Genomic DNA, 15,400 nt, shown 5'->3' on the forward strand with positions numbered 1-15,400 from the left:
AAATATGTATAATATTTCTGCTTCCCTCCTTTACTGTTTCATGACAGTTTTATGAAAAACATCCGCAGGCTACCTCTCTGCCATGCATAAAACATGACAGAGAGAAGTCAGCATCAGGCACCACAGCAAATAACAAGGTTGTCGTTGTTGGCATCATACAGCAGATAAGGCCCTGCAGCGAGCACCTGCACTGCAAGCATAGCAACAGAATTTGCTTTACGCTCACCCAGAGAAAGGCAGGCGTTACCTGTTGTCCACCGGCAATTCACCTCCTTACGTGTATCCCAGCCTTTAAGCTCACCACTCTGCAAATGTTCGTCGATAACACGCGTATCATTAAGCTGAAACAAACGAATGTCACCAACGAGAACACCAAGGGAACGACGATCATCAACAAACGCACCAATGGCATCACTTGGACGACTGGCACGCGATACCATACGCACATCTGTAACATCCGGCGGAATCATAAAGACATGGTATCCGTTAGCCTCGCGCACTTTGCGAAGTGTTGCCCCACATTCTGAAACAAGATGGAAAGCAGAATCATCTGTCGTAATATGCTGAAGCGGCCTGGAGACACCAATCCCCTCCCGAACAGCCCGTTGCTCAATAGCACGAAAAATAGGCTCAACATGCTCACGCGTCGTTGTCAGTGGCGCTGCTGCATCTTCATCCCAGCTTCTGACGTCACCCCGCTCCATTGTCAGAAGGTTACCATACTGAACAAACAATGAACGGTTACCGGTATCAAGATAGCTTTCCGTCAGCATACCATTCGCCCAGATAACAGAATGAGACTCAGTTTCGATGTGATAATAGGTATAGCCCGTCAGAGAGTGGTCGTAGAATACTGAACGGCCATTAACGAGCATCCGAACCGGTACAAAATTCCCGTCAAAGAACATGCAGTGTTCACCCGTCACCAGCAGATCTTTATACGGCACACCCGGCGCAATAGCATCCTTAAGCACCCTTACCGGATAGCCCGCAAGATCTTCTGCCAGACCGGGACGGACAAGCATATCTTTCTGCCCGGCCCAGGTAATTTTGCTTGTGCAGATTTTACCGGTCTCATGGTCAAAAACATTAACGATGTCACCGGGCCTGAGTTCTTCAACTGCACGATCACCCTCGGGTGTCGCGATCATAGAACCCGCAAGAAAGCAGACCTCAAGCAACAAATAACCATTAGCTGAGTTTGAACTTAAAGAAACACCGGAAGCTTCAATGCCAGTAATATTCAGAACAAAACTTGTTCCATTCTGAAGTGACAGCTGAATCTGATCAGCAGACGGAAAGCTCATTGCAACAATATCTGACTGCAACACGCCGGCAATTTCAATACGATCTGAATCTCCTGAACCATGGCCATTAAAGCCCGATATGACAGTCGAAGCAGTACCGCCACTGGCCAGCCCTGAAATAATCAGCCCGCTGTTATTGCTCCCATCCATATAGACTGTCCCGCCACCATCAGGCCAGATGAAAAGCTTTCCACCCTCATAAACTGTATTGACCCCTGAAAGAACAGACCCGCTATCCATGACAACAATGCCACCACTACTAACGGATGCATCTCCGAGAGTGCTGCCTGACTGCATAATAACCTTAATACCGTAACTAACCGGCGCATTCAGAAACTTACTTCGGTCACCATAAACCATCGTAAGCGGATCACTGCCGTCTGCCGGATTTTCTTTATCATCATTATTATAGCTTGACATAACTTCCACACCACAACTGCCAGGAAAACCAGAATTATTTCCATTATTCCATTTAATGAAATTAAAGTTAATATGTTTTTTATTTATATGTCAAAGTTTATACTTATTAATAAAATATATATTAAGTTGTTATAAGAAAACATTTTTATATATTTATTAACAAACACATTAATTTTAAATAGTTTTAATAAATAATGAAATTTAATATAAAATTAATACATTTATTTACAAAAAGTTATTATTATTTACAAATAAATTCAATAAATACAAAAACTTAAAATGAATTATGGCAATGAGGATTATAAAAAATAATATATAACTTTTCTATCGTGAAAACTATAAAGATAAAAAATGGATTATTAATAAATATAAGAAAAGTTATAAATAAATACATAAAAAAAGCCGGTACATAATGCACCGGCTTTTTTTAGTCATCAAAAATCTCTGCTGCAGAAATTCTTTTTAGCCCTCGAACGGGTCACGTACCAGAATGGTATCATCACGATCAGGGCTGGTTGAAAGCAATGTAACCGGCGCCCCGACCAGCTCTTCTATACGGCGCACATATTTAATAGCCTGAGCAGGCAGATCAGCCCAGCTGCGGGCACCCCGGGTCGTTTCTTTCCAGCCTTCAATCTTTTCAAAAACCGGCTTTACGCGCGCCTGTGCACCAGGAGCTGAAGGAAAACGATCAATCTGCTGACCATCAAGCTCATAGCCTGTACAAATGGCAATTTCATCCAGCCCGTCAAGCACATCAAGTTTTGTCAGGGCAAGACCGTTAACGCCACCAACCCGCACTGCATGGCGCACGAGAACAGCATCAAACCAGCCACAACGACGCGGACGCCCCGTCACCGTACCAAACTCATGACCACGCTCGCCAAGCTTACGGCCAGTGTCATCAAACAGCTCTGAAGGGAAAGGCCCTTCACCCACACGCGTGCAGTACGCTTTAGCAATACCAAGAACAAAACCAGCAGCAGCAGGCCCCATACCTGAACCCGTACCTGCATTAGACGCTACAGTGTTTGAGCTGGTCACAAACGGGTAGGTGCCATGGTCAACATCAAGCATCACAGCCTGTGCACCCTCAAACAGAATCCGGCTGCCAGAACGACGGGCATCATCGAGAATATCCCATACAGGCGCCATATAAGGGAGCACCTTCGGAGCAATATCTGTCAGAAACGCCAGAAGTTCCTCTTTACTGAAAGTCTCTGCATTCAGCCCTTTGAGAAGAGTGTTATGATGCAGCAGCAGCTCATCAAGCTTCCAGTCCAGTGTTTCCGGTTCGGCGAGATCGCACAGGCGAATAGCACGGCGTGCGACCTTATCTTCATAAGCCGGACCAATACCGCGACCGGTTGTGCCAATTTTACGCTCACCACGAGCAGCCTCACGCGCACGATCCAGCGCACCATGGACAGGCAGAATCAAAGGCACATTTTCAGCGATTTTGAGAGTCTCAGGCGTAACCTTCAGCCCCTGTTCCTGGATACGGCCAATCTCAGACAGCAGGGCCTGCGGGTCAACGACCACACCATTGCCGATGATACCCAGCTTACCGTTTACAACACCTGAAGGCAGCAGAGACAGCTTATAAACCTGGTTACCGACAACCAGCGTATGCCCTGCGTTATGACCACCCTGAAAACGCACAACAACGTCAGCGCGGCTGGCCAGCCAGTCAACGATCTTGCCTTTACCTTCATCGCCCCACTGCGACCCGATTACAGTGACATTAGACATAACACTCTGCTCCTGGAAAAAACCTGCCTGTCATCGTCATCGGCAAACATGAACGATGAAGAGAAATAAACCTCAAACCAGCTCGATGCAGCTCGCATCGAGAAGAATATGACTACACCCAAGGCGCCGTGCCTCAGCATAATAAACAGCCTCACCCTCTGCCGGAGCACACAGGCTGTTAATTGCAGCAACGCCGCGCCCGCGCAGGGCATCTGCGACATCTGTGCTGGCACCCGGGGCAACATACACGCGCTGCATCACCGGCACATTAGGCACAAGGCGAAACAACACATCAGGACGAAACGTCAGGCCACAGGCCGGCTCGTCATCATTACACAGATAACGCCCGCCACGCCCCAGCTCTTCAGAGCAGCCCTGTGCAAACACCGTAACACATACGCCGGTATGGTATTTCCAGCCTCTGAACTCAACCGGATCAATCGTCAGGCGCAGGTCAGGTGACTGAGCCTTAATAGCCGCAACAACTTCTGTCAGACGCTGCAGCGCAGCGCGCGCGCGCGCAGGCAAAGATACCCGGGCCAGCAAAGGCAGCACTCTGTCAGCCGGGCCTGCGGCCTGCAGAAGGGCTGTCAGGATCTCTGACAACCTGCCTCCCAGAGCAGACACCGCAGCGGCGTCTTTACGGTCAAGTGCGCGCATAAGAGCCGGACGCTCCGCCTCTGGCACCGCTGCCTCTTCAAGCAATGCGGGAATCAGGGACGGCATAGTCAGATCAAAGGACACGCCGGGAATGTCGAGCTGCTCAAGAGCTTCAGCTGCAACGCAGATCACCTCAGCATCAGCCTGGGGGCTGTCAGGGCCGATCAGCTCTATGCCAGCCTGCATGATCTGGCGGCCACTCTCATCAGCTGCTGATGGCAGCACAACAACGCATGACCCGGCATAAGACAGACGCAGGGGGCGCGGAAGACGCTGCAGACGAGTCGCAGCCATACGCGCAATCTGCGGTGTAATGTCAGGGCGCAGCACCATCATCCGCCGGGTCTCAGGGTCCATCACGCGAAAACTCTGATCCGCCAGGGAGAGACCTGATCCACTGAGAAGCGTTTCTTCAAACTCCATCAGAGGCGGGCGCACATGGTCATAACCATATGACGCAAACACGCGCACAAGAGCTGCAACGCCCTCAGCCTCGGTCCGTGCCTCGGGAGGGAGCAGATCAACAAAACCGGTCGGCAACAAAGCCGGGCTATATGGGTCTTCCGTCATAAGGGCCTCTATACATTGCCTGTGACACCCGTCATACCCGCAGGCACTCACTTTTCATACACTCAACAGTTAATTATGCCTCACCTGGCAGGGTTTCCCACCCGGGACCAATCACTGTAAGAATTCTCCGCTCCACGCCATCTTTGCGCAACACAATGATATTGCGGTCTTCAAGCCACTCGAGCACACGCCGTGCGCGCCCCTGTGACACCGTACCATAAACCCTGGCAATTTCTGCATCAGCCGGACAAGGCTGCCGGGCAATAGCCGCACGTGCAAGACACAGAAACACGGACTGAACATCCTCAGGTAAAGCCTGAGCCAGAGACTGAGCCTCCTGCCATTCAGGCGTGACACTCATATCCTCGCTTACACCGCTCCGTGCCGTAGCCAGTGCACGGTTAAACCTCTTAAGGTCAAGCGCGTTGCGTCCAAGGCCCGCTATACGGCAGCGCACCAGAAAGTCCTGATACAACACAGGAGCAGGCCGAAACGTGTTCTCTGCACTCTCAAGCATTTCACGCAGCACGGCCATCATACGGGCTTCCCGCTCCTGCTGGCTCTCAGGCGTTTCTTCCTGCTCAGGCTCTGTGCGGGCCGCAGCCTGTTGCTGGGCCTCACCATGCGCGGCAAGACTTGAGAGCAGATCAGGTGGCGGGGCAGCGGCAATTTTCGCAGGCCGGGAAGCCACCTCAAACGTAGTAAGAGGAGCAAGAATCAGGTCATGCACCGGTGCTGATGGCGGCTCAAACGGCGCCAGAACAGGCCCGGCAGAACGACTTTCTGTTTCAACTGCACCGATTCTGACAGAAACAGGGCGACGACACAAAGCCGGACCCAGTGCAACAAATGTGCCTCGTGCAAGGTCACGGAAAGCCTCAGCCTGCCGGCGCTCCATCCCCAGAAGGTCAGCAGCACGGGCCATATCAATATCAAGAAACGTACGGCCCATCAGAAAATTAGAAGCCTCAGCCGCAACGTTTTTTGCAAGCTTGGCCAGACGCTGGGTCGCGATAACTCCAGCCAGCCCTCTTTTACGACCACGGCACATCAGGTTGGTCATCGCCCCGAGCGAAGCTCTGCGCGCCTCATCTGATACCTCGCCCGCTGCGGCAGGCGCGAAAAGCTGCGCCTCATCAACCACAACAAGCACAGGGTACCAGTATTCACGCGGCACCTCGAACATGCCGCCCAGAAAAGCTGCAGCCCATTTCATCTGCTGGTCTGCATCAAGCCCTTCCAGATTCAGGACGACAGAAGCACGATGCAGGCGCATACGCTCACCAGCAGCGTGCAGCTCCATCTCTGAATACTCAGCACCATCAATAACCAGGTGACCAAATTTCTCCGCCAGGCTTACGAAATCACCTTCAGGATCAATAATCGCCTGCTGCACGAGACGCGCCGACTGTTCAAGCAACCGCCTGAGCAGATGTGACTTACCTGAACCCGAATTGCCCTGCACCAGAAGACGGGTCGCAAGCAGCTCCCCCAGATCCATCTGTGCCGGACCACCGCCGGGTACATCGCCGATTGTAATCATATTGCTCATGAAAGAGCAGATACCGTCAGGATCATGGTTGCTGCAACCACTCCAGCACACCTTTTGCAGCTGCACGCCCTGTTGCGAGGCAGGCATGCAACAGATAGCCGCCTGTCGGGGCCTCCCAGTCGAGCATTTCACCTGCGACAAAAACACCGGGACGGGCTGTCAGCATAAAATGTTCATCACACGCGGTATGCATCACACCACCCGCAGTCGAAATAGCCCTGTCGCGTGATTCTGTGCCGACCAGACGCACCGGCACAGCTTTAAGACGCGCGGCAAGCTCTTTTGATGTTGCAGGTACATCACCAGTCTCGCGCAGTAATGCGCCGGCCAGCGGAGGCAGGCGCAATGCCTTGCGCAAACGATTGGAAAGACTCTCACGCTGGCGCACGGCTGAAAGGCGGGCAGTCAGGTCCGCCTCACTCATCCCGGGCCTGAGATCAAGCATCAGCGTAGCAAAGCCATCGCGCTGTATGGCCTGACGCAACGGTGCTGAAAGCGCATAAAGCGCCCCCCCTTCGAGGCCCGTCGCGGTTACCACGATCTCACCCTGCACGGTACGTCCATCAAAGGTCAGGGCAACAGGCTTAAGCGGCGCGCCCGCAAAACGCTCACGAATCACCTCAGACCAGGCGACCTGAAAGCCGCAGTTAGAGGGCACCAGCGGTGCAAGCGACACACCCTGCCCTGCCAGAACAGGTGCCCACGCACCATCACTGCCAAGGCGTGGCCAGCTTGCCCCGCCTGTAGCCAGCACAACAGCATCAAACTGAAAAGGAGAAGCAAGCTCTGGTGACAAAGAATGTCCGGGACGCGCAGAGCTGAAAACCGGCTGCCCCTGAGCATCCCAGCCTTCCCACCTTGTGAGCGTATGCAGCTGCACACCCTGCGCACGCAGGCGGCCAAGCCATGCCCGTAATAAAGGGGATGCCTTCATCATCTCAGGGAAAATACGCCCTGAAGACCCTGTAAAACTCCTGATACCCAGCCCCTGCATCCACTGAGTGATATCTTCAGTAGTCCATGCAGCAAGCGCAGGTGCCAGCCAGGGAGCAGCCTCTGCATAGCGCGTCAGAAACACATCTTTTGCTTCGGAATGGCTGATATTTAACCCGCCACGGCCCGCCATAAGCAACTTACGCCCCGGGCTTGGCATCTGCTCTACAATATGAACCTGACACCCCGCCGCAGACAAATACTCCGCCGCAGCCAGGCCGGCAGGACCACTGCCAGCCACACACACACGGGCTGTCTTTGTACCTGCTTTTTCTTCTGAAACAGACACCCGGCTCAGCCTGCGCTACCAGCTGCCCGCACAGCAGCGGCCAACTCTCTGATCTGCTGTAAAACACGCGGCAATGTCTGCTCTGTCGCCCTGCCTTCTGCATCAAGAGTATCTGCCAGCGTTGCCAGCAGCGCTGATGCAACAACTGCTCCGTCAGCAATGCTGGCAGCAGTTGCGGCCTGCTCTGGCGAGCGAATACCAAAACCAATAGCAACCGGCAGTTTTGTTGCCGCACGCAGGCGCGGCAGCACCTCACGCAGGTCAGCAGCACTTGCGGTACGCGTACCGGTTATGCCCGTAATACTGACATAATAAACAAAGCCTGATGCATGAGAGAGCACATAGCGCAGACGTTCATCTGACGTGGTCGGTGCAACCAGACGAATAATATCAAGACCGGAAGCATCAGTATGAGGTTCAATAACGTCAGCTTCTTCAGGTGGCAGATCAACAATAATCAGACCATCAACACCCGCGTTAGCCGCATCCTTACAAAAACGTTCATAGCCGTACGTTTCAATCGGATTGAGGTAACCCATCAGGATAACCGGCGTGTCCTGATCTTCTTCTCTGAACTGCGCCACCATTTTCAGCACGCCGGTCATTGTTGAACCGGCCTTAAGGCCCCGCAATGCTGCCTGCTGAATAACCGCCCCGTCAGCAGAAGGGTCAGAGAATGGCACACCAATCTCAATCAGGTCGGCACCGGCAGCCGGCATCGCCTTAAGCAATGCCAGTGCTGTATCATAATCAGGGTCAAATGCCTCAAGATAAGGAATGAGCGCACCACGCCCCTGAGTGGCGAGAGAAGCGAAGCGGGCGGCAATACGGCTCACAGTTTTACTCCCAGATAATCAGCAACAGTAAAGATGTCTTTATCACCCCGGCCGGAAATATTGACGACCAGAAGGGTATCTGCAGAAAGTGTCGGAGCCATTCGGGCCGCACAGGCAATCGCATGCGCTGACTCAAGAGCCGGAATAATACCCTCAGTGCGGGTACAGAGCTGAAATGCGTCGAGTGCCTCCTGATCGGTAGCACCTACATATTCAGCACGACCAATGTCATGCAGCCATGAATGCTCAGGCCCGACACCGGGATAGTCAAGCCCGGCACTGATCGAATGTGCCTCGGTGATCTGACCATCTGAATCCTGCATCAGATATGTACGGTTCCCGTGCAGGATGCCAGGACGCCCACGCTCAATAGAGGCAGCTGTCTTGCCACTGTCGAGTCCGTGCCCGGCGGCCTCAACGCCAATCAGCCGCACAGATGCATCATCAAGGAACGGATGAAAAATACCCATCGCGTTGGAACCACCACCAATAGCGGCAACGATCAGATCAGGCAGACGCCCTTCGGCAGCCATAATCTGCTCTTTGGTTTCATCACCTATGACACTCTGAAAATCACGCACCATCGCCGGGTAGGGATGCGGTCCGGCCACCGTACCAACGAGAAAATACGTGTCCGCTACATTTGCCACCCAGTCGCGCATCGCTTCATTCATAGCGTCTTTCAATGTGCCGGCGCCGGCTGTAACTGGCACCACCTCAGCGCCGAGCAGACGCATACGAAATACATTAGGCTGCTGACGCTCAACATCGGTCGCCCCCATGTAAATCACGCATTTCATGCCAAAAAGCGCACAGACTGTGGCCGTTGCCACCCCATGCTGACCGGCGCCGGTTTCAGCGACAATACGCTTGCGCCCCATGCGACGGGCCAGCAAAATCTGCCCCATAACGTTATTAAGCTTGTGCGAGCCTGTATGATTCAGCTCTTCACGCTTCATATAAATTTTTGCGCCACCCAGCTCTTCAGTCATGCGGCGGGCAAACCACAACGGACTGGGACGACCGACGTAATCCTTCAGATAATAAGCCAGCTCTTTATGAAACTCAGGGTCAGCTTTCGCAGTATTATAGGCCTGGTCCAGCTCAAGCAGCAGTGGCATCAGGGTTTCAGCCACATAACGTCCGCCATGCCACCCACCAAAGTGCCCGCGTTCATCAGGGCCCTGCCGGAGGGAGTTCGTCTGTGCTGCATCTGCTATCATCTGGATTCTGCCATCTACTGTCTGTGCATGCTGCTCACGAAGCCATAAAACTCCGGGAGCAGGTTCTCTGGCTTACCAGATTCTGCTGGTATTTGCACAGAGGCCTGCAGACTGTTTCAGCATCAAGTGAGGTCACTTCATGAGAATACATATAATTTCAGGCAAAACAGTTCTTGCGGATGATTGACAGCGTTTAGCGATAGCTCTACATAGTTCAGTCAGTTACTGGCTGACTTCACCTGCCCAGTACTCTCCCCGTCCTTTTATAGTCAGGATCTTCCTGCGTCGGTTTTTGCAGAGTATCTGCATCACTGGTGTTTTAAATACCCTGCCCGTCACAGGATCTTTATTACGATCCCGGCTTCCCTTTTCTGCTCACCTTGCCAACTCAGGGCATCTTTATATGCAGCTTGCAGAACTCAAGGCCAAATCTCCGGCCGATCTTCTGGCATGTGCCGAAGACCTTAATATCGAAAATGCCTCCTCTCTGCGCAAACAGGATATGATGTTTGCCATCCTCAAAGCTCTGGCCGATAACGACCAGGCAATTTATGGCGATGGTACACTTGAAATCCTGCATGACGGATTTGGCTATCTTCGCTCTCCGGAATCGAACTACCTGCCAGGACCGGATGATATTTATATCTCCCCTCTTCAGGTACGACGCTTTGGTCTGCGCACGGGCGATACAGTTGAAGGCCAGATTCGCGCACCACGTGATGGCGAACGCTACTTCTCACTGCTCAAAATCAACAGCATTAACTACGAGCCTCCCGAGGCCGTTCGCCACCGTATCAACTTCGACAACCTGACACCGCTCTACCCTGAGCGTCGCCTGCAGATGGAAGTTGAAAACCAGGCTCCTGCTGTCAGCGAAACCAGGGGTAAAAAAGGCAAAAGCACGCAGGATTTTACTCCGCGCGTCATTGACCTGGTAACGCCCATTGGTATGGGCCAGCGTGCGCTGATTGTTGCACCACCCCGTACCGGTAAAACCGTCATGCTGCAAAGCATTGCGGCATCAATCTCAGCAAATCATCCTGATGTCTTCCTGATTGTTCTGCTGATTGATGAACGCCCTGAAGAGGTCACTGACATGGCTCGCTCTGTACGGGGCGAAGTGATTTCTTCCACCTTTGATGAACCAGCACACCGCCACGTGCAGGTGACAGAAATGGTGCTGGAAAAAGCCAAACGCCTGGTTGAACATAAGCGTGATGTTGTTATTCTGCTCGACTCAATCACGCGCCTGGCCCGCGCTTACAACACTGTTGTGCCATCATCAGGTAAAGTGCTGACAGGTGGTGTGGATGCTAACGCCCTGCAGCGCCCCAAACGCTTCTTTGGTGCCGCCCGTAATATCGAAGAAGGCGGTTCACTGACCATTATCGCCACCGCTCTGATTGATACCGGCAGCCGTATGGACGAAGTGATTTTTGAAGAGTTCAAAGGCACAGGTAACTCTGAACTGGTACTTGATCGTAAGCTGGCGGATAAACGTACGTTCCCCGCAATCGACATTACCAAAAGCGGCACCCGTAAAGAAGAACTCCTTGTTGACCGCGCCACCCTCTCTAAAATGTGGGTTCTGCGTCGCATCCTGGCCCCTATGGGCACGATGGATGCCATGGACTTCCTGCTTGATAAGCTCAAATACAGCAAATCAAACAATGACTTCTTTGAAGCCATGAACAACTGACGGCTTTACAGCTCTGAGGTTACAAAAACAGGAGGCCTGGGGCCTCCTGTTTTTTTATAAACGGTTATCCGCCAGCTTTCTGAATACGCAGCACAACCACATCTTCTGCCTCACTATGCTCATCTAAAACCTGATGACCAAGCTGCCGCACAGAACGAGTGACATTAGTATAAGTCTCCCCTGCTTTAAGGCGCACCTGCAAATGTCCCCCCGGCGCCAGAGCGTCAAGTGCAAGGCGGGTTCTTACAAATGTCATGGGGCATTTTTCCCCGGTAATATCGAGCATTATATCCTCTGCGGTTATAAGTCAGGAAGGCGATTTCCTGCCATCCTGGCGAACTGCCACACATCAGACCACTTAAATTTTACGCAGCAAAACATGTGGAAAAGGTAAAATTGGACAAACACCGCCAAATTCGGCTACCTGATGAAGAATAACGCAGGTGATCACAAACAGGATTTTTACCTTTGAAAGCGCAACCGGCAGAAGAGTCACGTATCGCACAGCTCTGTATTGAACGCGGCCTGAAAATGACAGGGCAACGCCGGGTTATAGCACGCGTATTATCGGACGCAGATGACCACCCTGATGTCGAAGAGCTTTATCGTCGTGCATCTGTACTCGATTCACGCATTTCAGTTGCTACTGTTTATCGTACCGTTCGTCTTCTTGAGGAAAAAGGTATTCTTGAACGTCGTGACTTTGGTGGCGGTCGTGCACGCTATGAAGCAACCGAATCAGGACGGCATCACTATCATCTGATTGATGTTGATAACGGGAAGGTTATTGAGTTCGAAGACCCTGCCCATGAAGAATTTATGCGGCGCGTGGCTGAGCGTCTTGGGTTTGAGTTCGTCTCTATGAGACTGGAGCTCTTTGGTAAAAAGCTCAGAAGCCCGGCCAGCACTGATAAAACAACCCGGCATGACAGGGAGAAGGAAAAACACTCATGAGTTCAGTTCTCAGACCTGGCAATACCTCTCTCTCCACTCTCGAACTGGAGCGCAATGGCTTTCCTGAGCTGCGCGGGGGCAACCTCAGCGTGCGTCTTGCCACGACAGATGCTGAACGTGATGCAGCTCATGCGCTGCGCTATAAAGTTTTTTACGAAGAAATGGGCGCAAGCCCCGATGCCGAAACCTTACGGCTGAAGCGCGACACTGATAAATTTGATGCCGTGGCAGACCACCTTCTGGTCATTGATAATGATATCGCTTCTGACGCACGCGGAGTTGTTGGCACCTATCGCCTGGTGCAAAGTGAGGCTGCCGCTAAAATTGGTCATTTTTACTCCTCGAGTGAATATAATATCTCCAAACTAACCGACTTCCCGGGGCGCTTGCTCGAAGTTGGCCGCTCGTGCGTTGATAAAAACTATCGGGGGCGGGCAGCCATGCAGCTCTTATGGCGCGGCATTGCCTCCTATATTTTCCTTTACCGAATCGATATTTTGTTTGGATGCGCCAGCCTGCCGGGCACCAACCCTGACAATATCAGCAATGAACTAACCTATCTTTACCACAACCATCTGGCCCCTCCTGCCCTGCGCGTTGAGGCCTTATCTGAACGCAAGGTCGAAATGCTGCGTGCAGACCCGCAAGCACTAAACTACCGTGCCTGCCTTGCCGGCCTGCCACCTCTTATCAAAGGGTATCTGAGACTTGGCGCGTATGTGGGAGATGGTGCGGTGATTGATCCGCAGTTTAACACGACGGATATTGCAATCATCGTCAAAACAGAACTTATGGCTGATAAATATTACAGACATTATGAGCGCCGTCTGCGTGATGCGCTGGATGAAAGAGAATAAACTCTGATACGACCAGCCAGGCCAGCGCACGTGATACTCAGATGAAGTATTTTGCCTTTTTGCGCAAACTTCGCCCCCGACATCTTATTCCCCGACATACGGGCATAATGCTGAGTGCCGGTGCTCTCTCTGCACTGGCCTTACCGCCGGTGCACTGTCTTTTTGTACTACTCCTGACTTTTCCTCTCCTGGCCCGCACAATCGACAAAAGCTCTGACTGGAAACGAGCAGCCTGGGCAGGGGCAATGTTCGGATTTGGGTTTTACGCCACAAGTCTTTACTGGCTGGTCAACGCAGTAATGATCCGCGCAGCCGATTTCTGGTGGTTTGTGCCCTTTCCCTCTCTGGGGTGCGCTCTCATTCTCGCTCCGGTTACAGCCGCACCAGCCGCTTTGTGCCGGTTAATCAGACCAGGCCCGCTACGTATGATCGCTCTGGCCGCAGGCTGGACACTATGCGACATGGGGCGTGTTTTTATCTTTAGCGGCTTTCCCTGGAACCCCCTGGGCAGTGCACTGGCTATACCCGGCAGCGCAGGGGATATACTGATACAACCTGCCGCATGGATGGGTGTGGACGGCATGACATTTGTCATCGTTCTTCTCAGCCTGTTCTGCGGTGCCGCTTTGCAGGATGGCTGGCGGCAGCGCCACAACAAAAGCGTTTTGCTGCAACAGGCAAAAACCAGATACCGAACTTTACTCGCTGGCAGTCTGTTTATCATAACCTGGGTAAGCGCGAGCTTTCTCAGACTTCACACTGTGCACCCTCAGGGAGTAAACGGCCCGATAGCCGTTATTGTACAGGGCAATATTCCCGAATCAGAAAAAGTGGAAAATCTGAGCCCCCAGAGTATTTTTGAACGCTACCTGACACTAACCCGTCAGGGTGTGCAGCAAGCACTGATGCAGCAGAAATCAAACCCTGGCGCGACAAAAGATCCGGTAGTTTTTTTATGGCCTGAAACATCATTCCCTGGCTACACCCTGCTACAGGACAGTCCCCGTGCCCGTCAGATTATTATGGCCTGGGCCGAGGGTGCTCAGGCAGGCCTGATCGGTGCGCTGCGCGAAGACCAAAACGGGCAGTACCGCAACTCAGTCATGGCCCTGTCACCTGATGGAGCTATTGCAGCAACCTACGATAAGGCAAAACTTGTACCTTTTGGTGAGTACCAGCCCGCCTTTATCCCTCTTCAGATTGTACCCGGTGGCGGTATAGCTCCCGGCCCTGGGCCACAAACCTGGCACCTGGACAATGTTCCTGCCACAGGCCCTCTCATTTGCTATGAAGTCATTTTCTCAGGTGATGTTGTTAACCAGCATGATCGCCCCCGCTGGCTGGCGAACGTGACGAACGACGCCTGGTTTGGCAACAGTGCCGGCCCGCGTCAGCACCTCTCCTCCGTCAGGCTACGCGCCACTGAAGAAGGTCTGCCTGTCGCCCGCGCTGCCAATACAGGAATTTCTATAGCCTATGATGGCTATGGCCGTGAAATAAAACACCTGGGATGGGATAAGACCGGTTTTCTGGTTGTTAATATTCCGCCGGCACTTCCTTCAACACTTTTTTCAAAAGCAGGAAGAATTTCATATTTTTCATTGATTTTATTGATTTTCATTAGCTGTTTAATTATTTCTAAAATAGATAATAAAAATAAACATCTTAACTAATTTATTACCAAAATATTTTTTATATGCCATTAGATAAATAATAATATATTTTATCTAATCTAAGCACTGGGTATAATTGTGACAAATTCTAAAAAAGCTCCCTGCGTTCAGGACGAAGTACGTTCTACTGTCTCTCGTGCAACTTCTACCGATGCACATGTTGGTAAACGTATTCGCCTGCGTCGTACATTACTTGGGTTCTCGCAGGAAAAACTCGGTGAGCTTATAGGCATTACATTTCAGCAAATTCAAAAATATGAGCGAGGCACCAACCGCGTCGGTGCCTCACGCCTCTATGACATTGCCAGAGCACTGGAAGTCCCGATTACTTTCTTCTTTGAAGACCTTACCCCACCTCAGCATGCAACATCTTCCGCCCGGACATTTGGCTTTAGTGAGACACGATCACCTTTTCACAGAGAATATGCCAATGCTTCACCGAACAGGGGGGCTCCGGACCTTTTATCAAGCAAAGAAACGACTGATCTTATCAGGGCTTACTACAGTATTACGGATATAAAAGTTCGAAAAAACGTTCTCGAACTTATCCGCTCAATGAACAACTAACCGACATAAAAAAAGCGGGGCACATTATTATGCCCCGCCATAATCTTC

13 protein-coding genes are annotated in these 15,400 nt (G+C 51.9%); 5 read left to right on the plus strand and 8 right to left on the minus strand.

Annotation, left to right across the window (positions count from 1 at the left end; translation table 11 throughout):
• Positions 1 to 113 precede the first annotated feature (113 nt).
• From HK11_RS05055 to trpB, 7 genes are all read right to left on the minus strand, one after another.
• Positions 114 to 1,727 carry a Hint domain-containing protein gene (locus HK11_RS05055; RefSeq protein WP_086554263.1) on the minus strand — a complete coding sequence of 538 codons (1,614 nt, stop codon included), beginning with the start codon at positions 1,725 to 1,727 and terminating at the stop codon, positions 114 to 116.
• A 462-nt stretch (positions 1,728 to 2,189) separates the two neighbouring features.
• The gene (locus HK11_RS05060) at positions 2,190 to 3,479 is read right to left on the minus strand and encodes an adenylosuccinate synthase (RefSeq protein WP_086554264.1); all 1,290 of its coding nucleotides are present in this window, start codon (positions 3,477 to 3,479) and stop codon (positions 2,190 to 2,192) included.
• 72 nt (positions 3,480 to 3,551) lie between these two features.
• A complete protein-coding gene (locus HK11_RS05065) occupies positions 3,552 to 4,709 on the minus strand; it encodes an ATP phosphoribosyltransferase regulatory subunit (protein ID WP_086554265.1) in 1,158 nt (385 codons plus the stop codon).
• 73 nt (positions 4,710 to 4,782) lie between these two features.
• A complete protein-coding gene (locus tag HK11_RS05070; RefSeq protein ID WP_086554266.1) occupies positions 4,783 to 6,261 on the minus strand; it encodes an ATP-binding protein in 1,479 nt (492 codons plus the stop codon).
• A 22-nt stretch (positions 6,262 to 6,283) separates the two neighbouring features.
• Positions 6,284 to 7,543, minus strand: coding sequence for a TIGR03862 family flavoprotein (locus HK11_RS05075; RefSeq protein ID WP_086554267.1), 1,260 nt, complete (start codon positions 7,541 to 7,543; stop codon positions 6,284 to 6,286).
• 5 nt (positions 7,544 to 7,548) lie between these two features.
• Entirely contained in the window at positions 7,549 to 8,379 is an 831-nt protein-coding gene (gene trpA, locus HK11_RS05080; RefSeq protein ID WP_086554268.1) for a tryptophan synthase subunit alpha, read from the minus strand.
• The gene (gene trpB, locus HK11_RS05085) at positions 8,376 to 9,602 is read right to left on the minus strand and encodes a tryptophan synthase subunit beta (protein WP_086554269.1); all 1,227 of its coding nucleotides are present in this window, start codon (positions 9,600 to 9,602) and stop codon (positions 8,376 to 8,378) included. Before trpB ends, trpA begins: the two co-directional genes overlap by 4 nt.
• Positions 9,603 to 10,005: 403 nt before the next feature.
• Between trpB and rho the strand changes: the two genes are divergently transcribed.
• Entirely contained in the window at positions 10,006 to 11,301 is a 1,296-nt protein-coding gene (rho, locus tag HK11_RS05090) for a transcription termination factor Rho (RefSeq protein WP_086554320.1), read from the plus strand.
• A 64-nt stretch (positions 11,302 to 11,365) separates the two neighbouring features.
• Here rho and HK11_RS05095 read toward each other — a convergent pair whose 3' ends face one another.
• Positions 11,366 to 11,587, minus strand: coding sequence for a sulfurtransferase TusA family protein (locus HK11_RS05095; protein ID WP_086554270.1), 222 nt, complete (start codon positions 11,585 to 11,587; stop codon positions 11,366 to 11,368).
• 245 nt (positions 11,588 to 11,832) lie between these two features.
• On the opposite strand from HK11_RS05095, the gene HK11_RS05100 reads away from it, so the two are divergent.
• From HK11_RS05100 to HK11_RS05115, 4 genes are all read left to right on the plus strand, one after another.
• Positions 11,833 to 12,255, plus strand: coding sequence for a transcriptional repressor (locus HK11_RS05100; protein WP_233127613.1), 423 nt, complete (start codon positions 11,833 to 11,835; stop codon positions 12,253 to 12,255).
• Complete coding sequence (locus HK11_RS05105; RefSeq protein ID WP_086554272.1) at positions 12,252 to 13,112, plus strand: GNAT family N-acetyltransferase; 861 nt, start codon at positions 12,252 to 12,254, stop codon at positions 13,110 to 13,112. Before HK11_RS05100 ends, HK11_RS05105 begins: the two co-directional genes overlap by 4 nt.
• Positions 13,113 to 13,153: 41 nt before the next feature.
• Positions 13,154 to 14,785: an apolipoprotein N-acyltransferase gene (gene lnt, locus HK11_RS05110; protein ID WP_086554273.1), complete on the plus strand. Its 1,632-nt coding sequence runs from the start codon at positions 13,154 to 13,156 to the stop codon at positions 14,783 to 14,785.
• A 78-nt stretch (positions 14,786 to 14,863) separates the two neighbouring features.
• A complete protein-coding gene (locus tag HK11_RS05115) occupies positions 14,864 to 15,352 on the plus strand; it encodes a helix-turn-helix domain-containing protein (protein WP_086554274.1) in 489 nt (162 codons plus the stop codon).
• The last annotated feature ends 48 nt before the right edge of the window (positions 15,353 to 15,400 follow it).

The organism is Acetobacter sp. DmW_043 (assembly GCF_002153485.1).
GTDB classification, from domain to species: domain Bacteria; phylum Pseudomonadota; class Alphaproteobacteria; order Acetobacterales; family Acetobacteraceae; genus Acetobacter; species Acetobacter thailandicus.